This window comes from Streptomyces sp. NPDC048383 (assembly GCF_040651775.1).
In the GTDB taxonomy this organism is placed as follows: Bacteria; Actinomycetota; Actinomycetes; order Streptomycetales; family Streptomycetaceae; genus Streptomyces.
In genome coordinates this window covers 79,803-104,344 of the sequence record NZ_JBEZKS010000016.1, presented here as the reverse complement: position 1 = coordinate 104,344, position 24,542 = coordinate 79,803, and the positions used below count along the sequence as shown (strand labels likewise).

The 24,542-nt window shown below is 71.0% G+C and carries 20 protein-coding genes and 5 pseudogenes; 10 read left to right on the top strand and 15 right to left on the bottom strand.

The window, feature by feature from the left end; all coding sequences use genetic code 11:
* The first annotated feature begins 38 nt into the window (after positions 1-38).
* Positions 39-662, top strand: a complete 624-nt coding sequence (locus tag AB0D46_RS14295; RefSeq protein ID WP_362877605.1) for a hypothetical protein — start codon at positions 39-41, stop codon at positions 660-662.
* Positions 663-695: 33 nt separating this feature from the next.
* On the opposite strand, the gene AB0D46_RS14290 is transcribed toward AB0D46_RS14295, so the two are convergent.
* Entirely contained in the window at positions 696-986 is a 291-nt protein-coding gene (locus AB0D46_RS14290; RefSeq protein ID WP_362877604.1) for a transposase, read from the bottom strand.
* A 517-nt stretch (positions 987-1,503) separates the two neighbouring features.
* Positions 1,504-1,722, bottom strand: coding sequence for a hypothetical protein (locus tag AB0D46_RS14285; RefSeq protein ID WP_362877603.1), 219 nt, complete (start codon positions 1,720-1,722; stop codon positions 1,504-1,506).
* A gap of 189 nt (positions 1,723-1,911) precedes the next feature.
* On the opposite strand from AB0D46_RS14285, the gene AB0D46_RS14280 reads away from it, so the two are divergent.
* Positions 1,912-2,169, top strand: a complete 258-nt coding sequence (locus AB0D46_RS14280) for a WhiB family transcriptional regulator (RefSeq protein WP_362877602.1) — start codon at positions 1,912-1,914, stop codon at positions 2,167-2,169.
* Between the two features lie 60 nt (positions 2,170-2,229).
* Here AB0D46_RS14280 and AB0D46_RS14275 read toward each other — a convergent pair whose 3' ends face one another.
* The 6 genes from AB0D46_RS14275 to AB0D46_RS14250 all read right to left on the bottom strand — a co-directional run bounded on the left by AB0D46_RS14275 (position 2,230) and on the right by AB0D46_RS14250 (position 9,969).
* Positions 2,230-2,880, bottom strand: a complete 651-nt coding sequence (locus AB0D46_RS14275; protein WP_362877601.1) for an Imm49 family immunity protein — start codon at positions 2,878-2,880, stop codon at positions 2,230-2,232.
* 220 nt (positions 2,881-3,100) lie between these two features.
* A complete protein-coding gene (locus AB0D46_RS14270; protein WP_362877600.1) occupies positions 3,101-3,550 on the bottom strand; it encodes a chorismate mutase in 450 nt (149 codons plus the stop codon).
* A gap of 8 nt (positions 3,551-3,558) precedes the next feature.
* Positions 3,559-6,789, bottom strand: a complete 3,231-nt coding sequence (locus AB0D46_RS14265) for an amidohydrolase family protein (RefSeq protein WP_362877599.1) — start codon at positions 6,787-6,789, stop codon at positions 3,559-3,561.
* Between the two features lie 6 nt (positions 6,790-6,795).
* The gene (locus AB0D46_RS14260; protein ID WP_362877598.1) at positions 6,796-8,055 is read right to left on the bottom strand and encodes an MFS transporter; all 1,260 of its coding nucleotides are present in this window, start codon (positions 8,053-8,055) and stop codon (positions 6,796-6,798) included.
* Positions 8,052-9,329 carry an ATP-grasp domain-containing protein gene (locus AB0D46_RS14255; RefSeq protein ID WP_362877597.1) on the bottom strand — a complete coding sequence of 426 codons (1,278 nt, stop codon included), beginning with the start codon at positions 9,327-9,329 and terminating at the stop codon, positions 8,052-8,054. The genes AB0D46_RS14260 and AB0D46_RS14255 overlap by 4 nt, the downstream gene beginning before the upstream one ends.
* A gap of 130 nt (positions 9,330-9,459) precedes the next feature.
* Positions 9,460-9,969, bottom strand: a complete 510-nt coding sequence (locus AB0D46_RS14250) for a hypothetical protein (RefSeq protein ID WP_362877596.1) — start codon at positions 9,967-9,969, stop codon at positions 9,460-9,462.
* Positions 9,970-10,094: 125 nt separating this feature from the next.
* Between AB0D46_RS14250 and AB0D46_RS14245 the strand changes: the two genes are divergently transcribed.
* Positions 10,095-11,483, top strand: coding sequence for a PLP-dependent aminotransferase family protein (locus AB0D46_RS14245; protein WP_362877595.1), 1,389 nt, complete (start codon positions 10,095-10,097; stop codon positions 11,481-11,483).
* 45 nt (positions 11,484-11,528) lie between these two features.
* Here AB0D46_RS14245 and AB0D46_RS14240 read toward each other — a convergent pair whose 3' ends face one another.
* Genes AB0D46_RS14240 through AB0D46_RS14230 form a run of 3 tightly spaced genes read right to left on the bottom strand, consistent with a single transcriptional unit; the run spans position 11,529 to position 14,277 of the window.
* Positions 11,529-12,890, bottom strand: coding sequence for a hypothetical protein (locus tag AB0D46_RS14240; RefSeq protein WP_362877594.1), 1,362 nt, complete (start codon positions 12,888-12,890; stop codon positions 11,529-11,531).
* A 59-nt stretch (positions 12,891-12,949) separates the two neighbouring features.
* Entirely contained in the window at positions 12,950-13,630 is a 681-nt protein-coding gene (locus AB0D46_RS14235) for a hypothetical protein (protein WP_362877593.1), read from the bottom strand.
* Positions 13,627-14,277 carry a phenylalanine--tRNA ligase beta subunit-related protein gene (locus AB0D46_RS14230; RefSeq protein WP_362877592.1) on the bottom strand — a complete coding sequence of 217 codons (651 nt, stop codon included), beginning with the start codon at positions 14,275-14,277 and terminating at the stop codon, positions 13,627-13,629. The genes AB0D46_RS14235 and AB0D46_RS14230 overlap by 4 nt, the downstream gene beginning before the upstream one ends.
* A gap of 397 nt (positions 14,278-14,674) precedes the next feature.
* Between AB0D46_RS14230 and AB0D46_RS14225 the strand changes: the two genes are divergently transcribed.
* Positions 14,675-15,483, top strand: a protein-coding gene (locus AB0D46_RS14225; RefSeq protein WP_362877633.1) for an IS5 family transposase whose coding sequence is annotated in 2 segments (ribosomal slippage) — positions 14,675-15,019 and positions 15,022-15,483 — 807 coding nt in all. Because the reading frame shifts where the segments join, the coding sequence is not laid out codon by codon here.
* Between the two features lie 10 nt (positions 15,484-15,493).
* Here AB0D46_RS14225 and AB0D46_RS14220 read toward each other — a convergent pair.
* Positions 15,494-15,957 (bottom strand): annotated as a pseudogene (locus tag AB0D46_RS14220) (transposase); the annotation flags it as partial.
* A gap of 624 nt (positions 15,958-16,581) precedes the next feature.
* On the opposite strand from AB0D46_RS14220, the gene AB0D46_RS14215 reads away from it, so the two are divergent.
* From AB0D46_RS14215 to AB0D46_RS14200, 4 genes and pseudogenes are all read left to right on the top strand, one after another.
* Entirely contained in the window at positions 16,582-17,457 is an 876-nt protein-coding gene (locus tag AB0D46_RS14215; RefSeq protein ID WP_362877591.1) for a hypothetical protein, read from the top strand.
* Positions 17,444-17,539: pseudogene (locus tag AB0D46_RS14210) on the top strand (ATP-binding protein); the annotation flags it as partial. The gene AB0D46_RS14215 and the pseudogene AB0D46_RS14210, both read left to right, overlap by 14 nt.
* A gap of 52 nt (positions 17,540-17,591) precedes the next feature.
* Positions 17,592-18,056: pseudogene (locus tag AB0D46_RS14205) on the top strand (winged helix-turn-helix domain-containing protein).
* A pseudogene (locus AB0D46_RS14200) lies at positions 18,053-18,562 on the top strand (transposase); the annotation flags it as partial. The pseudogenes AB0D46_RS14205 and AB0D46_RS14200, both read left to right, overlap by 4 nt.
* A gap of 81 nt (positions 18,563-18,643) precedes the next feature.
* Here the strand turns inward: AB0D46_RS14200 and AB0D46_RS14195 are convergent.
* A complete protein-coding gene (locus AB0D46_RS14195) occupies positions 18,644-18,937 on the bottom strand; it encodes a hypothetical protein (protein ID WP_362877590.1) in 294 nt (97 codons plus the stop codon).
* A 72-nt stretch (positions 18,938-19,009) separates the two neighbouring features.
* Positions 19,010-19,701, bottom strand: a pseudogene (locus AB0D46_RS14190) (IS5 family transposase); the annotation flags it as partial.
* A gap of 256 nt (positions 19,702-19,957) precedes the next feature.
* Here AB0D46_RS14190 and AB0D46_RS14185 point away from each other — a divergent pair.
* Positions 19,958-21,199 carry a serine hydrolase domain-containing protein gene (locus tag AB0D46_RS14185; protein WP_362877589.1) on the top strand — a complete coding sequence of 414 codons (1,242 nt, stop codon included), beginning with the start codon at positions 19,958-19,960 and terminating at the stop codon, positions 21,197-21,199.
* A 223-nt stretch (positions 21,200-21,422) separates the two neighbouring features.
* Here AB0D46_RS14185 and AB0D46_RS14180 read toward each other — a convergent pair whose 3' ends face one another.
* A complete protein-coding gene (locus tag AB0D46_RS14180; protein WP_362877588.1) occupies positions 21,423-21,878 on the bottom strand; it encodes a DUF3592 domain-containing protein in 456 nt (151 codons plus the stop codon).
* Between the two features lie 272 nt (positions 21,879-22,150).
* Here AB0D46_RS14180 and AB0D46_RS14175 point away from each other — a divergent pair, with 272 nt between their 5' ends.
* Positions 22,151-23,722 carry an alpha/beta hydrolase gene (locus tag AB0D46_RS14175; RefSeq protein WP_362877587.1) on the top strand — a complete coding sequence of 524 codons (1,572 nt, stop codon included), beginning with the start codon at positions 22,151-22,153 and terminating at the stop codon, positions 23,720-23,722.
* Positions 23,723-24,542: the final 820 nt, after the last annotated feature.

The window sequence follows — 24,542 nt, the reverse complement described above, 5'->3', positions numbered from 1 at the left end:
TGACATTTTCGGCATTTGGCACTTGCCTGCGGCACACCGTGCCGGAATCGCTGGCCCGCGATGAGCAGGCGGTAGCCGTAGTCGACGGAGTCCTGGGTCAGCAGGTCGGCATGGCCGCAGTGCCAGGCTCCTGCAGCCAGGTCTGCGCGCAGTCGCTCGATCGCCGGTTCGACCACGGACGCGGGCAGCTGGGCGAATGTGGAACCGGCCTGTCGAATGACGGGATCCGGGTAGTGCTCCGGGCGCTGCCAGTACGCGATATGGAAGCCGTCGGTGAAGTCGTTCGGAGTGGGGAACGGAAGCACTGTGTGCGCTTCCGATCATCGGCGTCGTCGCCATGGCCGCCTCGGAGCACGACAACGCCGCCGGCATCGCCCTGCTCCGACCAGGCCGCCGAGCGGTGCGGAATGCGCCTGGAGAAAGCCCTGGTCGACCAGGACTTCAAGGAAGCGGTCATCATCCACGGCGCACTGCTGGACATCGACGTCGAGGTCGTCCGCCACAACCCCGCCGACCAGGGCAAATCACCCGCAGCCGTCTCGGACGACTCACCCGCCAAGACTTCCTCACCCAACCCGGACGAGGCCGCTACCAGAAACGGACTCACGCCCACTGAAAACGCTCGGTGTGCGGAACGCCGTGCTCGGTCCTGTTGTTGCTGATCAACCCAGCCACGGCGGCCGGGTCCGCCGCAGCTACTTCACCCGCACGACCATGCGGCGTTTGAGGACATCGCGCTCCATCCCCAGATCCTTGTTCTCCTTCTTCAACGCCGCGTTCTCCGCCGTCAGCCGGGCGATCAACGCGTCCTTGTCCTCCGGCGTGGCCCTATCCGCCCGCTTGGCCCGCGAGACCCAGCCCGCCATGGTCGTCTCGTTGATCCCCAGGTCCTCCGCGACCTCGGGGACCGGCTTCCCGGTCTCCGTCACGATCCGTACCGCCCCCTTACGAAACTCCGCCGTGAACTTGCGACGCTTCTCCGCCATGACAACCAACATCCCCTGCTGTCACCGCCTCCACGCTACGAGGGGAACCTCATGGAGTACCAGGTCGTGGCACCTCGATCAGCTCGTACGGCTCCAGACGATCTGCTCCGTCGGCTGTTGGCCACGACCAGCGCGAGCACCCCTAGAGCCGATCACACAAGCCTTTGACCTGTGACTTCAAGTTGGCGAGGCTCAAGGATCCGAGGCTCAAGGGTCCTCCGTCGGCAAACTCCAGCAGGGTGCCGCGTCGTCCGTGGTGTGCCTCCGTGGGGGTGACTATTGCCACGAGTTGCGTAGCGGCTCGCAAAAGGGACGCACTCGTCACGGCACCGGGGTCACAGCCCACGTCACCCGCGCGACGGCAGCCCGCATCCCAGGCGGTGGGCACGTCACTGCCCCGGCCGTCGTATCCAATCGCCAGACTGCAGTACTGGCACGTTGAATTCCGCGCCCGGGGCTACACCTGCGTGACGGTGTCGCAGCTCCTGGCCTTGGCCGACCCCGCCCCCGGCGCGGTCTAGCGCCCCTGATCCACCTTCGCTCGGCGGAGCTCCGACCGCCGCATGTCGCGGGGCCGGCTCGCCTGCGTCCATTCGGCGAACCACCAGACGCCGGTCACCACGACCGCCCACAGCAGCCCGCTGAGGACGGCCTTCGACCAGGACGCGTCCTCGCCCCAGCGCTCGACAGCTGCCAACACCACCCAGCTGATCACGAGTACCACAGCCGTACGCACACGTCGATGCCTGAACATGCGTCCCGTCTACCCCTCACGCCCGCACCAAACGAACCCATAGCCGGCCGTTGAGAACAGTTGAGAAAAAGGGAGGAGGAAGAGAAGACGCGGCCGATGCTCTGCATAGAGCCGGCGATATCGGCCAGGCGGTCAGAGAACCAACCCGGCAACGCGAACGGAGGCACGACGATGGACTGGCGCCACCAAGCCGCCTGCCGACAGGCAGACCCGGACCTGTTCTTCCCCATCGGCACCAGCGGCCCGGCCCTGCTCCAGATCGAGGAGGCGAAGGCGGTATGCCGAGGATGCCCGGTCCTGAGTGAATGCCTGCAGTGGGCCCTCGCAGAGGGCCAGGACATGGGTGTGTGCGGCGGCCTGACCGAAGACGAGAGGCGCACTCTCAAGCGCCGGACGGCCAGGGAGGCCCGAGCCCGCCTCGAAGCCTGACGCAACTGTGTTACCCAGCCTCAATACCAGCGACTTAGGAATCCCAGACGCGTGGGACCTTCACTGGTGGGTTGATCGGAGCCGTTTTGTGGTGCGGGGCGGTGGCCACGGATTCGGCTGGGTCGCGTGTGGGCTGCGGCCAGAGCTGGTGTGCGGTGCGCTTGACGCCGAATTGGACATCTTGCGTTCGGCGACGCGGGCGTTCGAGCGCCGGCGACGCAGGGGCACGCGAGTTCGGGTACGTCGACGCGGAAGTGGACCCGCGGTAGCTCGGCGGCCGGGCGACGACCCGTCTGATCGGCGTGCCGGGTCAGGAGCTGAGCCGACAGGGGCAGGCGGCTTCAGGAGCGAGGTCGGCAGGTAGGCGGACCTGGTCTGCAGGTCCCAGCCATGAACCTGCACGGCGAGTGCGACCAAGGTGATCGCGCCCAAGGGAAGCAGCGTTCCGGGCGCGGGATTCTCACCGGCACCGGCACCGGCACCGGCACGGTGCTGCGCCGGTCGTTCGTCCAAGGCCCGCTCGAAAGTGCTCTGATCGTCGGCGAGCAGGACGCGCAGCAGGCGCTGGTCGGGACCCACCGCGTGGGCGGCGTCCAGGGCAAGGGCAGCGTCCAGTCGCTCGTCCGTCGAAGGCTTCGTCAGCGTCACCTGCGGCCAGTCGCGGGGCAGGTGACCCCGGGCCGGGGTCAGGTAGCCGCACGAGGCGTCCATGTGCGCGAGGTCGTCCGGTTCGGAGACGGAGTCCCGGCCGGCGTGGGGCAGGTTGTCACGCAGTGCAGAGCGAAGTCGTTACGCAGGAGCAGGCCGATCACCCGTTCCCAGTCCCGCACCAGACCGCTGGCGACGCAGATGTCGAAGGCGTCGATCCATGTGCGGGCGGTGACCGTGTCGGTCGCGTCGTGCGTCTCGTGGTAGTCCAGCTCTTCGCTGGTCAGACGCGTCCTGGTGAGAGGCAAGGGGATCTCCCGGTCGCCTCTGGGGGCGGGGTGTCGGAGCGCAGGCCGCACTGATCAGCCCCCACCAGCTCGGCCTTCTCCCGGCGGGCCCGTGCGGCGATCGCCGGGTACGCCTCCTCCAGCCAGGCTCGCACCTGTGCGTCCTGCTGCCGGTAGGAGCGGCGGGCGTGACGCTGCGGCGTGAAGCCATGCCGGCGCAGCGTCCGCGACCTCTCGGGCCAGCCCCGCAGACCCGGCCCGGCCCGGGCGGCCGCAATCACCCGCTCCGCGCGGTCGGGGGCGCGTACGGCCCGTCCGTCGGCCCTGACGCCCGCCGCCGCCCGCACCAGCCGCGGGCGCCGGGCGAGGAGGCCGACCAGCTCCCCGTCGAGCGCGTCGATCAGGGAGCGGATCTCGATCAGGGTCCGGGGCCCGGTGCTCGGCATGGGCGCCGTCATTTCACGCGGTGGTCCTCGCAGCAGCCGTCCTTGACCATTTGCTCGGTGACTGCCGCCCAGCCGCCCGTAGGCGCCGCAGGGGCGGCCGCCCGGCTCGCCCGCGGACCACCGAAGGCCCCTTCCAGCGCGGCCCGTTCGTGCAGGACCCCGCCCCGAACGACACCGACCGTACGGATGAGGGAGGCGAAGTCCTCGAAGGGGTCACCGTCGACCAGCGTGAGGTCCGCCAGCTTCCCCCGCTCGACCGTGCCCAGGTGCCGGTCCGCCCCGAAGACCCGGGCGGGCGACAGGGTGGCCGTGGTCAGCACCTCGGCCGGCGAGAGCCCGTACCGGTGCAGGGCTCGCATGGCCATGTGCAGGTGCAGCCCGACCGGGGACAGCGGCGCGTCGGTGCCCAGCACCAGCCGGCCGCCTCCGCGCGCCACCCGCCGGTAGGCGTCGACCTCGCGTTCCAGTACGGCCAGTTCACCGTCCGTCGGCGGCCGGGAGGCCAGCCCCTGGACGACGGAGACGTCCCAAGGCGGCATCATCGCCGTCACCCGCGGGTCCTGCGCCACCTCCGGGTGCGCGCCGATCAGCGCCATCGCGGTGAACGGGGTGGCGATCAGGTCGAAGCGGCCTCGGTTGTAGATCTCCAGGGTGTCCTGGTGGGTGTGGCCCTCGGCGCTCGCGCCGTGCCCGTACTCGGCGCGGTCGGTCGACAACAGGTGCGTGGTGAGGTCCATCCCGGACTGGATCCCGGCGGCGCACAGGTGCGTACCGCTCAGCACGCCCAGCCGCTCGTGCGCGTGGCGGGCGGCAGCGGCCATCTGCCGGTAGGGGGCGCGCACGTACGTCTTGACGAAGTCCCAGTCCAGCGCGTCCGCGCGGGCCAGGGAGCGGGCGAAGCCCTCGTCGGTGCGGTGCGCGCGGCCCATGCTGTAGCCCACGCGCGAGCCGTCGAGCAGTTCCCCCGTGGCCAGCAGCCGGGGGGCCGCCAGCAAGCCCGCGGCGATGTCTTCGCGCAGCCGAGCCTGTTCGTAGGCGAAGCCTCCGAGGGAGACGGCCGTGGTGATGCCGTACGCGAGTTGGAGGGCGCCCTGGCGGGCGCCGTAGGTGTACTGCCAGGGGTGCACGTGCGAGTCCCACAGGCCGGGCAGGACCGTACGCGCGGAGGCGTCCACGGTACGGACGGCGGCGCGGCCCGGACGGTGCGGTTCGACGGCGGTGATCCGGCCGCCGCTGATGAGCACGTCCACGTCGGCGCGCGGCGCGGATCCGGTGCCGTCCCACAGCAGTCCGGCGTGCACCACCGTGTCGACAGGGGTGGGACGCCTGTAAGTCAGCGACACCGGCACGGTGCGCGGGGCTCCGGCGGGCGCGCCCGCGGCGTCGATGCCGAGCAGTCGCAGCCGGCCGCTGGACTGGTAGAGCAGCGTCCGGGAGTCCCCCGACCAGGACGGGTGGTCGGCCGGCTCCTCCGTCAGGAGGCGGGCCTCGCCCGCAGGGGCGCCGTCGGGGCCCACCGGAAGCAGCCACAGCGCGGACTCGCTGACGCAGGCCATCGCCCGCCCGTCCGGGGACCAGACGGGCCCCGAGGCGTACCGGTCGGACAGGGACACGTGCGGGGCCAGGCCGTACAGGCGGGCCGCGCCGGTGTGCGTGTCGACGACACGGATGAGGTTGTGGCCCTCGCGGAAGCGGAAGTTGAGCCGGTTGCGGTCACAGAGGGCGAGGTAGCGGCCGTCGGGCGACCAGCTCGGCCGGCCCGGGAGCCCGCCGCCACCCAGCGGGGTGGCCAGCACCCGCTCGGCGCCGGTCGAAAGCTCCCGCACCAGCAGGTTGCCCGCCATGTCCAGGCAGGCCAGCCGGGTCCCGTCCGGCGAGGGCACCCCGTGGACACGGCCGCCGGGGGCGAGGACGCTCTCCGCTCCCCCGTCGAGCTCGCGGCGGCGCACCGCGCCCAGTCCGTCCCGGTCGTCGGTCCAGATCAGCGCGCGGCCGTCAGGGGACCACACCGGGCCCTGGACGTAGGCGGTGGGCGGGCTCTGCAGAATCTTGCGCGGGGAGCCGCCGGAGACGCCCACCACCCACAGCGCGTTCAGCGCGGCGAAGGTGATGCCGCGCCCGTCCGGGGACAGACTCGGCTGGTGGATGCCGCGCACCGGGCGGGAGGTCTCGGCCTCCAGCGCGTACTCCTTGACCGTGTAGCGGGGCCGGCGGACCCGGAGGGTTGCGTCGAGGGCGATCTCGTGCCCCCGGTCGTCGCGGTGCGGGCGGATCACCCGAAAGCGGCCGCCGACGGTCAGCAGCAGTTGCTCGTCGTCGATCCAGCGCGGCGGGGCGGGCGCGAGTTCGGCGTCCAGCGCCACCTGACGGCCGTCCACGAACAGGGCCATCGCCTCGGTCTTCGGTGGCCCGGGTGTGCTCCGCAGCCACACGGTGCGCCCCGCCGGGGAGACGGCGGGAGCCAGCAGGTTGCCCTCGGCGGCGGTGTGTTCGACGCGCGCCGCGCTCCCGTCGGCCGCGGCGGACACGAGCGTACGGGCCGTCAGCACGGGAGCGGTCCAGCCCGCGCGGACGAACAGCAGCCGGGAGCCGTCGGCGGTCCAGGCCGGGTCGAAGTCCTCCCACGGGTGGTCCTGTCCGGGCCCGTCCTGGCCGGGAAGGCCGGTCACCTGCGTCAGGGCGCCGTCGCGCACGGACACGGTCCAGATGCGGTACGGGGCGCCGGCGACGGGGTCGCCGCCGCGCTCGGAGCAGAAGGCGAGGGTGCGGCCGTCCGGGGACCAGGCGGGCGCCCGGTCGTCCCAGGGGCCGTCGGTGAGCCTGCGCAGACCGGAACCGTCCGCCCGCATCAGCCAGATGTGGAAAGCCCCGTCCCGGTAGGCGCTCATGGCGACCTGGCGGCCGTCCGGCGAGAAGACCGGCCGGTTCGGCTCCAGGTCCGGCGGGGTCAGCGCGGTGGCGGCCGAGCCGTCCCGGGGCACCGCCCACAGGACGCCCTGCACCTCGGCGACGACCCGGTCCCCGCCGGCGGTCGCGGTAGCGGCGCCGTTGGTGGCGTCCGTGAAGCGCAGGGACACGTGCTCGCCGGCCTCCGCGGCGGCCGGGGCCGGCGGTACGGGATCGGGCGACGGCGCCTCGGCCCGGGCGGGCGGGGCGGCGAACCCGTCGAGGAGCAGCGCTCCGGTCAGGGCCGTTCCTGAGGTCGCCGTGAGGAAACTTCTGCGGGGAACCGGTGACACGTTCTCTCAACTCTCTTTGTCCGAGGGGGATGTACGGCGCGGCGAGGCCGGCATCCCGAAGTGGGCGGCGAGCGCCGCGAGCACCGCGACGGCCCCGCACAGCAGCCAGACGGCGTCGCCCATCAAGGCCCACGCGGCGACCCCGGCGGCGGGACCCACGGCGGAGCCGACGCCGAACATCGCCTGCGAGGCGCCGAGGTACTGGCTGCGGTTCTCCGGCGCCGCGGCCAGCGCGGGGTAGGCGGTCATCGTTGGGGAGCCGATGATCTCGCCGACGGACCACACCACGGTGGCGAGCACCAGTCCGGCGAGGCCCAGCGGCAGGGCGTAGGCCGTCAGGCCCGCGCCGACGGCCAGGATCCCCGCGATACTCGTCACTCGGGCGGGCCAGCGCTGTACCTGCCGGGTGACCACCAGCTCACAGAGGATGACGATGGCCCCGTTGACCGCGACGAGCACGCCGTAGACGAAGACGTCGAAGCCGTGGGCGCGCACGGCGAGCGGCAGCGTCGACAAGTATTGGGTGTAGACGGCGGAGAAGCCCAGGATGGCCAGCAGGAACAGGACGAAACCCCGGTCGCGCAGCACGGCCCGGTATCCGGTGGTGCCGGTCCCCCGCGGCCGCGCCGACGGGGCGGCCGTACAGCGCGGGGGCCGGTCGCTCGGGAGCAGCCGCTGCGCGAGCACGGCGACGCCCAGGGCCGCTGCCGCCTCCGCCCAGAAGAGCAGGGCGTACGAGTGGGCGACGAGCAGCGCCCCGATCAGCGGGGCGGCGGTGGTGCCGACGTTGGTGGCGAGCCGGTACATGGCGAAGACCATCACGCGGCGCTGCTCACTGGTCAGGCGGCTGACCAGCTCCGCGGAGGCGGGCCGGTAGACCTGGCTCGCCGCGCCGGTGCCCGCGGCGAGCAGCAGCAGCACCGGGTAGGAGTGGGCATACAGCAGGGCTGCGGTGAGGACGGCGTTGATGGTCATCGAGGAGACGATCGAGGCCCGGACGCCGATCCGGGCGACGAGCCAGCCGCCCAGGAGGATCCCGGCGACCGCGCCGGCGCCGTGTGCGGCGAGGGCGAAGCCCGCCCGCACCACGGGGAAGCCGCCCGCCACCATGTAGAGCACCAGGAACACCTGGAGGAAGCCGCCCAGGCGGTTCACCATGATCCCGGCGATCACCGCCTTGACGGGCAGGGGGGCTTCGCGCCAGGTGCGCGCGATGCCCACCGCTTCCATCCCGGCGGCGTTCCGCGTGCCCTCGTCCACGCTCATCGCGCTGCGGTGACCGGGGCAGCCGCTTCGAGGCGTACGGCGTCCTCGGCCGCGTCCAGGGCCGCCCGGCAGGCGTCCGCCGTGTCGGCGGCGGCCACCAGCATGGCGTAGCGGCCGGTGTGCGAGGCGGGCGGGAGTTCCAGGACGTGACCGGGCCGGGCGACGACCCGGGCGATCTCGATGGCCGCGGGGAGCCGGTCCCGGTCGATGGTGACCCGGCCCACGACGGTCTCCACCTCGGGGTAGAGGAAGCGGACGGCGGCTGCGCCGTGCCGGGCGGCGCCCTGTTCCGGGTGCTTGCCCAGGGCCAGGGAGGCGGCGGCGAGGCCGGCGTTCCATCCGGTGGCCAGCAAACCCAGGTAGGAGATGAAGTCGCCGCCGCTGCGCGCGTTGACCTCGACCAGAGCCGGGCCGCCGGCGGTGAGGCGCCACTCCGAGTGCGTCCAGCCGCGGGTGATGCCGACGGCGGCGTGCACGGTGGTCAGCGCCCGCAGCAGTTCGGGGTCGGCGAGCAGCGGGTCGGCGGCGTCGACGCCGTGGCCCACCTCTTCGAAGTTGGGCGGCGGGCTCAGCTCCTTGCGGGCCACGAAGAGCGGGGTGACCTCACCGTCCCAGATCAGGGCGTCGACGCTGATCTCGGGGCCGTCGAGGTACTCCTCCACGAGGACGGGCTGCTCGAAGCGCTCCCGTACCTCGACCATGGTGGTCCCGCGGATGCCGGGGAAGATCGCGGCGAGTTCCTCGGGCGTGCGGGCCATCCGGGTGCCCGTGCTGCCGACCAACGCGCGTGGCTTGACCACGACGGGGTAGCCCGTCCGAGCGGCCGCCGCGTACGCCTCGTCCAGTGTGGACACTGCCGTGGAGCGGGCCTGGGGGCCGCCGGCCGCGGTCACCGCGAGACGGGTCAGGTGCTTGTCGCGACAGGTCAGTACCGCCTCCGGGGTGAGCCCGGGCAGACCGAGGGCTCGGGCCACCCGGGCAGCCGGCAGGATGCGCGTCTCGTCCCAGCACAGGATCGCGTCCGCGCCGACGGGACCGGCGTGGCGGGTCATGCCCTCGGCGTCCAGGGTGTCGACGAGGGTGTGCCCGGTGATGAACGGGGCCTCCCAGCCGGGCTCCCGGTCGGAGAACAGCCAGATCCGGTGCTCGTGCGCCACGGATTCCAGCAGGTGGCCGCGGGTCTCGTGGTCCATGGGGCTGATCAGGATCAGCAGCGGACGGACGTCGGGGCCGGGGGCGTCCGACGGGGGCGGGAACGGCGACGGGGAAGACATCGGGGCACCTTTCGGTTCGGTTCGGGGACGGCTGCGCGCCGCGGGCCGTGCGACGATCGGCCGTCGCGGCGCACGCGGAGCGCAGAGCAAGCGGAGGAACGGCTACGGGTTCGGGAACGGGGTCGCAGGGTCAGGGCGCGAACTTGGCCGAGACCTCGGCCCAGCGCCCGGTCAGGGTGGTGGCCGCGCCGGAGTCGACGGCCTCGGCAGCCCGTTCCAGCCGACCCCCGATCCACTCGGTGAAGGGGAGACCGGCCACCCGTGGGTCCCATACGGCGGCCTGCGCGGCCCGGTTGCCGTGCTTGACGACGCGCGCCCCGGCCGCGGCGGCCACGACTGCGGCCATGGTGGAGATGTTGACCGTACGGGCACGGTCGCCGCCGGTGCCGACCACGTCGACGGTGGGGCCGCACGTCCAGGGGGCACGGCGTGGGCGCGCATCGCGTCCACGAAGCCGCGCACCTCGGCGGCCTCCCTTGCCCCGCGACGCGACGCGCAGCGAAACCAGTGGGTCGGAGGTCGCCCCGCCGGTCATCACCTGTTCCCTGGCCCAGGAGGTTTCGGCCACCGGCAGGTCCCGCCCGTCCACCAGGGAATGGAGCAGGTCCGGCCAGGTCGTCGTCAGTTCGCGGGCTGTCACAAGAACACAGTCTGCGAATCCGGGTAACAGCACACCAGACCAGTTGAACGGCTCGGAACCGGACCAATCGCAATCCACCTGTAAGTTCGCGGCTGACGCAACACACGCTTGAGCAGGGGGATTCCATGACGTGGCACGTCGTACTAGAGGTCCGTCGTGACGGACCCGAGCCACTGGGCGCCCAGATCGCGGACCAGCTGCGCCGCCAGGTGGAACAGGGCCGGCTGGCGCCCCATTCCCGGCTGCCGTCCAGCCGTCAACTCGCCCAGGACCTCCAGGTGTCCCGGAGCGTGGTGGTGGAGGCGTACGAGAAGCTCACCGGGGAGGGGCTGCTGGAGTCGGTGCGCGGGTCGGGGACGCGGGTGGCGGCCCATGCCGACAACCGGATCAGGAAGCCGGTGGTGCTGGTGGACCGGGCGGTGCCCCCGGCCCGGTTCAACCTGCTGCCGGGTACGCCGAACGCGGCGACCTTCCCGCACCGCGAGTGGACGAGTTCCTACCAGCGGGCGGTGGAGTCGGCCCGCTATCAGGGGCTCGGCTATCCGCCGCTGCTCGGTGTCGACCAGCTGCGCACGGAGCTGATCTCCTACCTCGGCCGGGTGCGCGGTGTGCTGGGGCACCCCGACAACACCATGGTGACGGGCGGGTTCGCGCACGGTCTGGGGCTGATCTGCGCGGCCCTGGTCGAACTGGGCGTGGACCGGCTGGCGGTCGAGGACCCGAGCCACGACCGGCAGCGCCAGTTCATCGAGGAGAACGGCATCCGGACGGTGGCGGTGCCGGTGGGGGCGGAGGGCGTGGAGATCGAACCGCTCTACGCCAGCGGGGTGCGGGCCGTGCTGGTCACGCCCTCGCACCAGTTCCCCCTGGGCATCCCCATGTCCCAGCAGCGCAAGCAGGAGCTGGTGCGCTGGGCGCAGGACACCGGCGGCTGGATCATCGAGGACGACTACGACGGCGGGCTGTGGCTGGACCACCGAGGCCGCCACCTCGCGATGCAGCCCGTGAGCCCCGAGCGGGTCATCTACGCCGGTACGGCGAGCAAGCTCCTCGCGCCCGGTCTGCGGCTGGGGTGGCTGGTGCTGCCGCCCGAGCTGACGCGGCTGATGGAGATGGTCCGGGTCAGGCGAGACCTGGGCGGCGACGGACTGATGCAGCTGGCGTTCGCGGACTTCCTGCGCAGCGGCCTGCTCGACGGTCACCTGCGCAGGATGCGGACGCGCTACCGGGCGCAGCACGGGGCCCTGATGCAGGCCGTGGAGCGGTACCTGCCGGCCGCGACGCTGGTGGGTCCGGTCGCCGGGCTGCACGTGTTCGCGACGCTGCCGGAGAGCGCGGACGAGGAGCGGCTGGTGGCCCGGGCGCTGCGGCGGTCCGTCCTGGTCAAGGGCAGCCGCGTGTTCTACGACCGGCCGGGCACCGCCCTGCCCGGTCTGGTCCTCGGGTACACGGCCTTGGGGCGGTCGAGCATCTCGGAGGCGATCCGGCGCATCGGGGAGGCGTACGAGGAGTGATCCCGCACGATACGCCTCCCCGGCCGAACGGTGGTTCCCTTCCGGTCAGTTGAAGGGGGACAGCGCGGAGCGGGCCCGGATCCAGGGGTCGAGCACGGCCGTCCCCGCCGCGCGGTGCTGCGGCAGCAGCGTGCGGTCGGCGTCGAACAGCCGGTCCTGGTAGAAACCGCGCAGGTACGGGGCGCCGGAGGTGCCGCCCGAGCCGGTGGCCTCCGGTGAGAGGTAGCGCAACGCCACCCCGTAGTGGACCTTCCGCCAGGCGAAGAGTTCCTGGTCGAGGCGGTAGGCCGCGTCCAGTACCCGCTGTCCGGACTCCTCGTCGGGCACCCAGCGCAGCAGGTCCCGCAACGGCTCGAAGTCCGGGTTCTGGTGCATCAGTACGTAGGAGTTCTCGGTGGCCTCGCCGAGTGCCTCGACCTTCTCGGGGTGTACTCCGAGCAGGTGGATGTGGAGCAGCTGGGTGGGAAAGGCTTGAACGGCGCTGGCGTCGCCGGTGGCCTCCCGGAAGCCGTGGAAGTGCTCGACGGGCATGGTCCTGCGCATCACGAGCAGCGCCTCGGTCTGCGCGGCGGCCATGGTCGCGGCGCGTTCCAGGCACTCGGTGGCGTACTCCCACTGCCCGGCACGCAGCCATTCGGCGGCGGACATCACCCGGGCGAGCACGCCCCAGGTGGTGGCCTCGACGAGGTGGATCACCCGTATGAAGGTGACCTCGTCGTGCTGGGTGGTTTGCGGGAGGACGGCCAGGTGCTCCAGGATGTCGGCGCGGCCGTGCGGGAGCAGGTAATCCTGCCAGTGGCGGGGCGGTTCGGCGGAGGCGGGCCGCAGCGCGGGAGCGCGCCCGGCGGTCAGCGAGACCAGCGAGCCGAGCCGTGCAATGCGCTCCGTGAGCTGCGCGGCGCTGGGCAGGGCGTCCTGGGCCCACTTCTCGGTGCCCTCGACGGTGCGCTGTTCGTACGCCCGCCAGCCTGCGGCGGTGGCGCGGATCGCCTGCCAGCAGGCCCGCTCGACGGCGCCGTCGGGGGCGTGGGCGCGGGTGCCGAGGACGTGGTTGAGAAAACGGACGTTGCCGTAGGGCTGGTAGCGCTTGCCGCGCCGGTCCAAGGGGCCGCCGCCGCGGGCGGCGACCTCCTGGGGGCTCTCGCCGCCGGGGAGAGCCAGTTTCCATTCCGCCTGGAAGACGAGCTCGGCGAAGCGGAGCACGGCCCGCTCCTGGCGGGTGAGCCGGTCGCGGTCCAGGGCGAGAAGGACGACGATGTCCTCGTAGGCCTCGGCCATCCAGGCGCGCAGTTCGGGGTCGAGGTGGTCGCGGCCCTCGGCGCGGGCGTGGCGGACGTAGTCGGCCACGTCGAATTCGAGTACGGCGCGCAGGGTCGTCGTAGTGGTGGCGGTGGTCATGGTGCGCATCTCGGTTCCCCCCGGATCGCTGGTGACGCTTCAAACGGTGTGGTCGGTGGTGCGCCCGGTCATTCGTCGGCGAGGGCCGCCGAGAAGGACAGGGCGTCCCCGCCGCCCGGCAGGTGGTCCAGCGCGTCGAAGACCTCCAGTCGGCTCTCGGCCTCGGCCGCCAGGGCCCGCGCCGAGTCGGCGAAGTGGTCCTCCAGCGCGGCCCGGCCCGGGGCCGCGGGCCCCTCCGGCCCCCCGGCCGTGACCATGGTTCCCGGCACCCGGGTCAACAGGGGTAGCGCCAGGGCGTCCTCGCCGAGCCGGCTGTTGACGTACGCGGCCGCGGAACGTGCCGCGTCCATGTCCCGCTGCGGGTAGGGGCCGACCACGTCGGTCGCTCCGAGCAGCACCAGCTCCGCCGCCCGGAGCGGGTCGAACTCCGCGTCCAGGGGCAGCGCGTCGATGCGCCCTGCCAGTAAGGACAGCGTGGGAACGTCCGCGGGCCGGTAGAAGTGGATGGCCTGCAGGGTGCACCCGGCGGCCGTGAACTCGGCGACGGTGGCGCTCTGTCGGGCGGCGTCGCCCGGTACGCGGACGTAGACCCCGCCGACGTACTGGCGCTGCCAGCGGGCCGCGGCCCGCTGGAGGCCGGCCGGTCCGGCGCCGTCCGGGCCGGCGGATATGAGGATGCGGCGCTGGTGGCGGCTGGGCAGCGGGTCCTGGGAGAGCCGCTCGCACTCGGCCGCGCTGAAACCGGTCACAGGAGCACCTCCAGTACCTCGGGCTCGGAGCCGGCCGCCGTGAGGAGTTCGCGCAGCACGCCCACCCCCGCGTCGAACGCCTCGACGGGCAGCCCGGGGGCGTCGTACACCGTGTAGACCAGGTGCCGGGAGCTCTTGGTGACGCTGGTGCGGCGATCGGGGCCTTGGAGCACCGAGGCCACGATCGCCGTCGCGTCCCGTACCACGGGCTCGTCGCGGACACAGGTGACGGTGGAGCGGAACCCGGTGAAGGACTCGCCCTCGCGCGCCCAGTCGAAGCGCAGTTCGCCGTCGATGGCGTCTGCGTCCTGGGCGCCCATCAGTACGCCGGTGGTCAGCTCCGCGTACAGCAGCGTGTCGATGGTCGGCATGATCGAGGGCAGGCCCTTGCTCCGGGCCGCGGCGATCTGGCCGGGCAGCGGACAGGTGTGGCCCTGGGCCTCGAACCACCGGGCGTAGACCCGCGCTACCTCGGCCGCGCGCGCGAACACGTCCTCGACGTCGGGCCGTCGCGCCAGTTGCCGACGCCGCTCGTCGAGCAGCGCGCCGAGGGCAGCGGGGTCGACCGCTGCCGCGACGGCGCAGAAGCGGGTCGTTTCAGCCGATCCGGACGGCCTACGGCCTGCGCTCAGTGCTGGGGCTTTCAAAAGGTTCTCCCGATTCACTTGCCGCGCGTACTTCGCGTGATCATTCCAACAGCCTGACGGAGCCCACCCAAGGCCACTCCGGGCACCGTGGTCCGTACCAGTCTTGGCATGTGGACATATCCGACCACCGGTTCAGTGCGTGCGTACCCGCACGACACGTTCGTTGCGGTCGTCCCACGGCAGGACGGACTCTCCGCTGACGTCCTCGCGACGCCGCAGCAGCGGGGTCATGGCGAGCATCCGATGCACCATCCGCTCCCGCCTCCAGTCCCTCGGTGTCCGTCAGGGCCGGCTCCCGGGAGGAGGACCGATGACCGCGATCCAGCTGCTGCTCGGCACCTTTACCCTGATCACCAAGAAATCATCTCATTTGGCGTTCGCGGGTAGGCTGTTGGTCATGGTGGGGATCGTTGAGCGGCTGGTGCCGGACGAGTTGTGGGTGCTGTTCCAGCGGGTGGTGCCGGAGGCGCCGTCGCGGCCTCAGGGCGGTGGGCGGCGCCGGCACGGCGACCGTGAAGTACTGGCCGCGATCGTGTTCGTGGCCACGTCGGGTTGTACCTGGCAGCAGCTGCCCACGGCGTCGTTCGGCCCCTCGGGGGCGACAGCCCACCGGCGGTTCTCCGAGTGGAGCAAAGCCCGGGTGTGGGCCAAGCTCCACCGCCTGGTCCTCGACGAACTCGGCGCCCGCGGTGAGCTCGACTGGTCCCGCTGCGCGATCGACTCGGTGAACATGAGGGCCTTGAAAAGGGGGATCTGACAGGTCCGAATCCTGTCGATCGGGGCAAGTTCGGCTCGAAGAGCCACTTGATCACCGAGCGGACCGGTCTGCCCCTGTCCGTCGCAATCTCCGGCGCCAACCTGCACGACAGCCAGGCCCTCGAGCCCCTCGTCCGCGGCATACCCCCCATCCGCTCACGCCGCGGACGCCGACGACGCAAGCCCGGCAAGCTCCACGCGGACAACGGCTACGACTACGCCCACCTGCGACGATGGTTACGCGGACGCGGCATCAAGCACCGCATCGCCCGCAGAGGCATCGAGACCTCACAACGGCTCGGCCGCCACAGATGGGTCGTCGAAAGGACCATGTCCTGGCTCGCCGGCTGCCGACGACTCCACCGCCGCTACGACCGCAAGGCCGAGCACTTCCTCGCCTTCACCAGCCTCGCCCGCACCCTCAGCTGCTACCGCCGACTGGCCAAATGAGATGACGTCTTAGGTCGAAGCGCCGGAGGAACACCTGCCAGCAGCGGTCCACGTCGGTCGGAGCGGCGCCGGTGCGTGACCACCACAGCCAGACCGGGCGGTTCACCCCGCTGCGGGACAGCTTCTCGACGGCCAGGTGGATCACGGTGCCCTCAATGACCGGCAGCGGTCCGTCGTGCTCCAGCCAGGCCGCCCGGCGGGTCAGCCTCGGGTGAAGCCGGTCCCAGGCCCGGGCGACGGCTGTGCCGTAGCGGCGGGCCACGGTGGTGGTGACCGCCTGCTCGTTGCCCCAGGTGGCGGGGTCGCCGAAGACGAACTCCCCGCCGTGCTTGGGCGGCCGGCCCCGGCCGGGTTCGCCGCGGCGAACTCCGCACGGCTCGGCGCCGGCCGACGCATCACCCATTCCGAGCGGAGCCGGCCCAGGACCTGCGCCGGCAGGTCGCCGAGCAGGTGGGCCATGCGCGGCGCCGGGTGGTGGTGCCCACGGAGCTTCCGCACAGTACGGCCGCGCAGCGGCGGTCCGCACTCGACGCCCTCTCCCCCGAGACGATCCGTGCCGCCCTGGGAAGTCGCCGGCTGGCGCACGGTCTGCCGCCGCGAATCGGATGACCGACTGGACACAGACGAAAAATAAGGCAAGATTAGCGAAATCGAGAGGTTGAAACTCGTTCGCGCAGCCGCATGACCCGCGGAAGATCAGGCGGACGGCCGGTCCAATAGCAGTAGTACCGGCCGTCCTGTGTCTCCCTGGCCCCAGGCCCTTCAACAAGCCCATATCCAGGAAGGCACTACACACGATGGTAGACGACGCGGAGCGCGACACGACCTCAGCCCTCGACGACCTCGCGACGCTCCACGCCGGCCATTCGACCGGAACCGACCCGCTCTGACCAGCCGCTTTCAGGACGACCCGTTCCCCGGCACCGGGGGCAGCAGGTCCATCCCGCTCGCCGACGAGCGGGCGCACGACGCTCCGCGCCAGGCTTCGAAGATCGAGGACAACGACACCGCGCCGGCCACGAAGCCGATCGAGCCCGGCGGGATGCTCCCGCCCGAGCACGCCGGCCACACAACCACCGCGAGGGGGCGGAGCCGACGATGACGGACGAGGCCCTGCCGCGCGATGCACAGATCACGGAGGACACCCCCATGACCACCCTGGACGGACGCCGCGTACTGAACAGGAGGGAACTCGCCGACACCTACCGGATCAGCATCTCCCACCTGGAGAAGCTGTACCGCGAACGCGACCACAACGCCCACCCCGAACCCGCCGGCACCATCGACCGCGCACTCGTTTGGGACGCCGACGACTGGCACCAGTGGTACCAGCACCACACCGACGTCACCGGACTGGAAAGCCGCGAGGACCTGCAGGCCCGTACCGGCCTGGGCCTCAGCACCCTCGCACGATTCTGGCGTGAGCGGAAAACCAACCAACACCCCGACCCCGACAAGACCATCGGCAACACCATGTACTGGAACCCCACCACCTGGGACACCTGGTACCAGGCCTACAAAGCCAACCAACGCTGGCGCACGAACGTCGACCGCAGCGGCAACGCCGAGGACCTCATCTCACTCTCCGACGCCGCCCGCGTCCTCGGCATGACCCCCACCAGCATCACGAGCTACCCCTCCGCCCCACCGAAACACTGGCCCCAACCAGTCGAAGAGCGAACCACCGGCAAGGGCACCATCAAACGAAAGTACCGACGCGGCGACATCTGGACCTACGCGGAACACCGCGAACGCGGAGGCGGCCGCCCCACCGGCACACCCAAAACGGACCGCCGCTACCCCTACGACGGCGACCCCCGACTCGACCAAGCCCGCGCAGCGATCACGGCCAACCCCGAAACCCCCGCAGTCCGACTCGCCGGCCAACTCGCCCAACAACACGGCGGCACCGCAGGCACCTGGTCCCACATCGTCCGCAGCGCACGCCAACACCCAGAGGAAGACCGTCAGTGAATGGGGACTGGTGTTTGGCGACGAGGTCCTCGCCACCGCCGTCCTCGACCGACTCCTCCACCACTGCCACGTCATCTCCATTACTGACCTTGAAGTTGTCTTGTCGTAGGGGCTGACGATCGGTGATCGTTGCGATGTTCGCCGAAGGTCGGGGCAGTACGGAGACCGCGAAGGAGTTACGGGTCAGCGTCCGATCGGTTCAGCGGTGGTGTCGTGCTTGGGTTGAGGCCGGCCAGGACGGGGTCCGTTCTCAAGGCCCGGCGTCCCGTACGAAGCTGAGTGACACGCTGTTCGCCGTGCTCGAGGAGGAGCTGGCGAAGGGTCCGGTCGCGCATGGCTGGTCTGATCAGAGATGGACGCTGTCCCGGATCAAGACGTTGATCGGCCGGCGGTTCCACAAGTCCATGACGCTGTCGGGCATTTCCCAGATGCTCCGAAGGCACGGCTGGAGCCATCAGGTTCCGGCCCGACGCGCCGTCGAGCGGGACGAGGCGGCGGTGGCCGGCTGGGTGTAAGACGTGTGGTCGCACGTGGAAGCACCGCGGCGGCGCTCGGGGCTTGGATCCTCTTTTTCGAGGACGAAGCCGAATTCTCGATGACGCCGCCGACCTCCCGCACCTGGGCTAGACGCGGCAGCACACCGGTCATCCGGGTCCGCGGACGCTCCCAGCGCCGCTTCTCCTTCGCGGCAATGTGCTGCTACAAACCCGGCGAACGCTCCCGCCTCGTCTACCGGCCCAAACGGCATGCCGACCACGAGAGCGGCGGCCGCAAGAGCTTCGCCTGGACCGAGTACCGCGACCTACTCATCGCCACCCACCAACAGCTCGGCGGACCGATCGTCCTCGTATGGGACAACCTCAACGTCCACAAGGACCGACGCATGCGGGCCTTGATCGACGCACACGACTGGATCAGTGCCCACCGCCTGCCGCCCTACGCACCCGACCTCAACCCGGTGGAAGGAATCTGGTCCATCCTCCGCCGGACCAGCCAGGCGAACACCGCCTTCACCGACCCCGACCACCTCATGCACCAACTCAGACGAGGCCTCCGCCAGATCCAAAACCGCGGCGACATCATCGACGGATGCCTCACCGGAACAAGGTCAGTAGAGACCTTGGCTGCCAACGCAGTCGTCGCACCCCCACACAAATGGCGCGAGGGCCAGGCACTGTCCGGCGGATCATGCTTCAGGGGCGCGGGTCCGGAGGTCGTAGAGGTAGGAGCGGTCGTTCTTGAAGCTGCGCCAGACGGTGGCAGGGGGCTCGGGTTCGTCAGCGTGGCTGTTGAGGGGATGGGCAGTGACGAGGCCGTCAGCGATCTCGCAGTGCCAGCCGTCGGTCGGCGACCAGACGCACCGCACGTTCCCGTCCGTTCGGCGGTAGGCGGGGCGGCCGTTGTGCTCGCCGTCGCGTTCGAAGTGGTAGCGGAGCCCGTCGATGTGGCGCACGAAGGTGAAGGATGCAAGTGCCGTCATGTCTTCAGCACTGTATGGGACGACACTGCTGGTGGCCAGGAGTTCAGGGCGCAGCCAAGTGCAGGGCGCGTCTCACGGGCGGAGCCAAAGCCGGATCACTGCGGTGGTGACGGTGCCGTGGTAGACGTAGGCCCCCTTGTCGTAGGGGGTGGCGACGGCCCGGGAGTTCTTGAGCCGGTTGATCGTGCGCTCGACCTCGTTGCGGCGTTTGTAGATCCCGCTGTCGAAGCCGGTGGGCCGGCTGCCCTTGCTGCAGCGCCGTTTGCGGTTGGCTCGCCGGCCCTTCGGCTCGGGAATGGTGTGCTTGATCCGGCGTCTTCGCAGGTAACGGCGGTTTCGGCGTGAGCTGTATGCCTTGTGGCCGCCGAGGTGGTCCGGCCGGGTGCGGGGGTGACCGCCCTGCGGACGGGGAACGCTTACGCCTTCGAGGACCGCGGTCATCTGCGGTGCGTCGCCCCACCGGCGGGGCGTGACCAGGAAGGCCATCGGTCGGCATCCGCTTTCTCCCGCGAGGTGGATCTTGCAGGTCAGGCCGCCCCGGGGCCGTCCGAGTCCTTCGTCGGGGCGGTGATGCCGGGGCGTTGTCCCTTTTCCGGGACGTGTGGCTTCCTCTTGCGGGCGCCGGCCGCGTGCTGGTGGGCACGGCAGGACGTTGAGTCGACGCTGACCATGCTCCAGTCGATCCGGCCGGCGAGGTCGGCGTCGCCCTGGACGGCACGCAGGATCCCGTTCCACGTGCCGTCCGCCGACCAGCGTCAGTGCCGACTTGGCGAAGAAGAAGGGCATCTCCTGGCTGAACTCCATCAACGACCAGGTCATCGAGATCGGGCAGATGGTCGTGCCCGGCACCCCGCGCGACTCCTCCACACCCCGTGACAGAGCCAAACCCCGGTCGTCCACCCAGCTGACGGGGGGTAACCCCACCTTCAAGCGGGTGGTTGGCGGTATCCCGGGTCGGGACCTTGATCGAAAATACTGGGTTCAGATCAGGTCGTCACCCACCAACGACAGGAGTTCTTCGTGTGCGAGCACGGACACGCAGCCAACGGGTCGCGTACGTCCACGACGGGTGGCCGCGGCCGCGGGGAGCGCAGCCTGCGGGTCGCTGTCGTCGGGGCGGTCGCCACGGTCGTGATGAGCGCCGGTCTCACCCTGCCGGCGTCGGCTGCCGGCGCCGCGGACGCTTCGTCGGCACGAGGCGGCCACGCGGCCACCCGGGCGGCCCTGGACTCGGTCGTCCGGGACGGGGCGCCGGGGGGCATCGTGCTCGCCGAGCAGGGGCACGACACCTGGGCGGCACACGCGGGCACAGCGGATCTCGCAACCGGCCGCAAGCCGCAGGCCGATGACCGCTTCCGGGTCGGCTCGATCACCAAGACTTTCGTGGCCACGGTGATGCTCCAGTTGGAGGGGGAAGGGAAGCTGAGCCTGGACGACACGGTGGACCACTGGCTGCCGGGCATGGTGCAGGGCAACGGGCACGACGGCAACAAGATCAAGCTACGGCAGGTCCTCAACCACACCAGCGGCATCTACAGCTACACCGACGACGAGGACTTCAAGCGCAAGGAGTTCGGCACCGACTTCCTCAAGCACCGCTACGACACGTGGACTCCGCGCCAGATCGTCCGGTTCGCCATGACACACCGGCCCACCTTTGCCCCCGGCGACGACTGGAGCTACTCCGACACCAACTACGTCATCGCCTCCATGGTGATCCAAAAGGCAACCGGCCACTCCTACGCCCACGAGATCGAGCAGCGCGTCCTGAACCCCCTGCACCTGGACTCCACCAGTCTGCCGGGCACCCGCGCCCGCGTACCCGGACCCAGCGGACGCGCCTACTCGAAGCTGACCGGGGAACTCGCCGGGCCGGGAGAGCCGAACAGCGCGATCTACGACGTCACCGAACTCAACCCCTCCTTCGCGGGCGCCGCCGGAGAGATGATTTCCAACACCCAAGACCTCAACCGGTTCTACCGAGCCCTGTTCTCCGGTCGGCTCCTGGAGGAGCCTCAGCTGAAGGAGATGATGACGACCGTCTCGATCAAGAACATGCCGACCTTCTCCTACGGCCTGGGACTGATGAGGCTGACGTTGTCGTGCGGTACCGAGGTATGGGGGCACAACGGCGGCATGCAGGGCTCCATCTCGCAGACCATGGCGACGGCAGACGGAGAACACGTGCTGTCGCTGAACTTCAACGGCGACTGGAACATCCACGAACAGCGGCTCGTCGAAGCCGAATTCTGCGGCGCCTGAGCCTGACTCGGAGATCTCGGAGCGTCGAGGTCGGATGACAAGGCGTCGGGACTCGCTCTGGCCATCACGCTCGCGGGCAGCCGGCCGACACCTAATGGCTCGAGGGCGAGCCCACCGACCCACCCTCAAAGCCTCAGTCGCTGGACTTGAGCCGTAGAGATGCTTCATGACTCCAGGGGTACGGACCCGGGTGTTTCGCGAACGTTTCGCACCTCAAGGCCCCTTACAACAGGCTCCCCAGGGCGAACCCCAGCCCGATCGCGATGAACAGCGCGCCCAGTGCGCTGAACAGCCACCAAAAGGCGGTGCCCTCGGCCTGGAGGGTCCACCGTGACGGGTCTGCCTCGTCGTATCGGACCTCGACGCGGGCACCGACGGGGAGGGTCCTGTCCTTGGGTCGAGCGATGTTCGTCCTGGTTTCCATCGCGCGGCCGTCGCCCGTGCTCCAAGCGATGACCGGGTAGTACACGGTGGTTCCGACGCTCCGGGTGGTGCTACCGGCATCCGAGGCCGGCGCGATCCGGGTCTCCTCAAGACGGGTCACCACGCCCCGCGCGGTACTGCCCTCCCTCAGCAGGAACCGGACGCGTCGGATTTTGAGAGAGGCGACGAGGCCGATGACCGACCCCGCGGCGGTGAAGACCGATGCGAGGAGCAAGAAGATCTGGGAAGCAGACACAGGGTCGTCTCGATTCTGGAGGCGAAGACCTCCTGACAGCATGCCAGTGCGGCGATCTCCCCTTGCGGCAGGCGCGTGGCCGGGACGGGCCCTCAGCGCAGCCCCGCCGACGGTCTCCTCCCGGAGGAGGAGACCGGACCGGGCCGCAGGTCCCGGACCAGGGGCGGACGGGACCTGGGTCCTCGTGCCCTGGGGCGATGTGCCGTACCAGGGCGGGTTCCTAGCCTCGGGGCATGCGATCACACGAAGCGGACGACGCTCAAGGAGACCCCGTGACCACTGTCAGCCCCACCGCACGCCGCGCCTTGGCCGTGGGCCTCACCCTCGCCGCCTGCCTCACGTCCTCCCCCGCCCTGGCCACGGCCGCCGAGACCCCCGCCCAGGACAGCTCCGGGGCCGGACTGGACCGGTACTACCGCCAGCACCTCGGCTGGGGCAGCTGCGTCAAGGGCCCCGACGACACCACGGGCCGTGATCTGGACCAGGCAGGCGTGCAGTGCGCGGACGTGACCGTGCCCCTGGACTACGCCGACCCCCGGGGGCGCACGATCACCGTGGCGATCTCCCGACTCAAGGCCACCGACACCCGCCACCGCATCGGCGCGATCCTCCTCAACAACGGCGGTCCGGGCGGTCCCGCGCTCCAGTCCCCGCCGCAGGCCCGCACGTCGATGAAGGAGGTCGGCGCGCGCTACGACATCGTCGGCTTCGACCCGCGCTTCATCGGGCGCAGCACCGCGCTGGACTGCGGCTTGCCCGTCGGCATGACCTGGCTGTCCGCCGGCACCGGCCGGGCGGGCTTCGAGCGCCAGGTCGCCCTGCAGAAGAGCCTCGCCGACAAGTGCCGGGCCACCGACGCCGCGGTGCTCCCCCACATCACCACCCGCAACACGGCCCGCGACATGGATGTCATCCGCAGCGCGCTCGGCGAGCGGAAGATCTCCTTCCTGGGCTACTCGTACGGCACCTACCTGGGCACGGTCTACACGCAGATGTTCCCCGGCCGGCACGACCGGATGGTGCTGGACGGGGCGATCAACCCGAGCGACTACCGCCCCCGACTGCTGAAGGGCACCGAGCGCGAGAACGAGAAGGCGCTGTCCGACTGGGCCGCCTGGGCCGCCGAGCACCACGACACCTACGGCCTCGGCCGCAGCCGCGCCGAGGTGCTCGCCGCCGTCGACCGCATCGTCGCGGCGACCGCACGCGGTCCGCTGACCATCGGCGCCGGCGCCGATGCCTTCCGGATCGACGACAGCCAGGTGCCGCTCCTCCTCTTCTCGGGCATCGCGGACGACACCGCCCCGGCGCGGGCGTCGTTCGGCGAGCTGCTTTCCGTACTGGCCAAAGCCGCGGAGGGCCGGCCGACGACGGTACCGCCGATGCTCGTCCCGGAGCTCCGGTACGTGCTGCGCGGTGAGGGCGAGCCCACCGGCGCGCAGTCCGCCGTCATCTGCGGGGACGTGGCCGCCGCGCGCGATCCCGAGCTCTACTGGCGGGACATCGAGCGCAACCGCACCGCGCACCCGCTGTTCGGCGCTCTGACCAACAACATCAACCCGTGCGCCTTCTGGGACTCGCCGCGCGAAGAGCCCACCCGGGTGCGGCGCGATGCCCCTGCACTGATCGTCGCCGCCACCGGTGACCCGCGTACGACGTACAAGGGAAGCGTCGAGCTGCACAAGCAGCTGCCGAGCTCCAGGATGGTCACCCTCGAGGGTGCCAATCGACACGCCCTCTTCGGGCGCTACGGCAACGCGTGCGTGGACGACCAGGTCAACCGGTACCTGGCCACCGGCAAGCTGCCGGCGAGGGACCGGACCTGCATCAAGCAGGCGGGGTAGCGGCCCGCCCGGCCGAAAGATGGCGGCGGCGCGGCCGGGATCGCGGTGTGCACCATCGAACACGACGGGAACGTCGGAGAAATCGGTGTACGGGTGGGAGGCGGCGGGAGCGCCGGTCGGCGCGGCGGGGACGGCAACGAGCCCGCACCCGGCGGCGGCGCGGAAGGCGGCGGCAGGTCGGTCGTCTACGTGGCGACCAGCGGAAAGAAGGCGGACTCCGTGGTGGCCGAGGTGGTGGCGGAGGCGGTGGAGGCGGCGGGGTCGGCTTCGAGAAGGGCACCGGTGCCCGGTCCGGACAGCGCGGCGGCAACGGGGCCGGTACGGACGGGTCCGGCGGCCTCGGCGGCGCAGACGGATACGTCGTCATCAGCTGGTATCGGCCCTCCTGAGGGGCGCCAGCGCCCCTCACCTCCCGAGTGGAACGGCCGCGGCGGACCGGCCGCACGCCACTGGGGTCTGTTTCAGCCATCGCCGGGAACCGGCCCCGCTGCGGGAACCCGGTGTGGAAGCCTGCCACTTGAAGATCGTCACCGCTACGGGACGCACCCGCTCCGGGACACCGTTCACAGGATTGCGGGCCGGCTCGGCCCGGGACCCCAAACACACCAACCTGCCACGCCGCCCGCCTCGGACCGCATCACCACCGTCGGCGCCTCCCTACCGTCTCCCTCGTCAGTACTTCCTCACCAGACCGTACGGTCCCCCCACCCGAAGCGGTGGAAACCATCCTCGCGGGGAGCCGCCCGCCCGCCGCGGTGGTCGGCCTCTACCTCGCCCCGCCGGACAGGGCATTGGCCCTCTACCGCCGGACGGCCCCCTC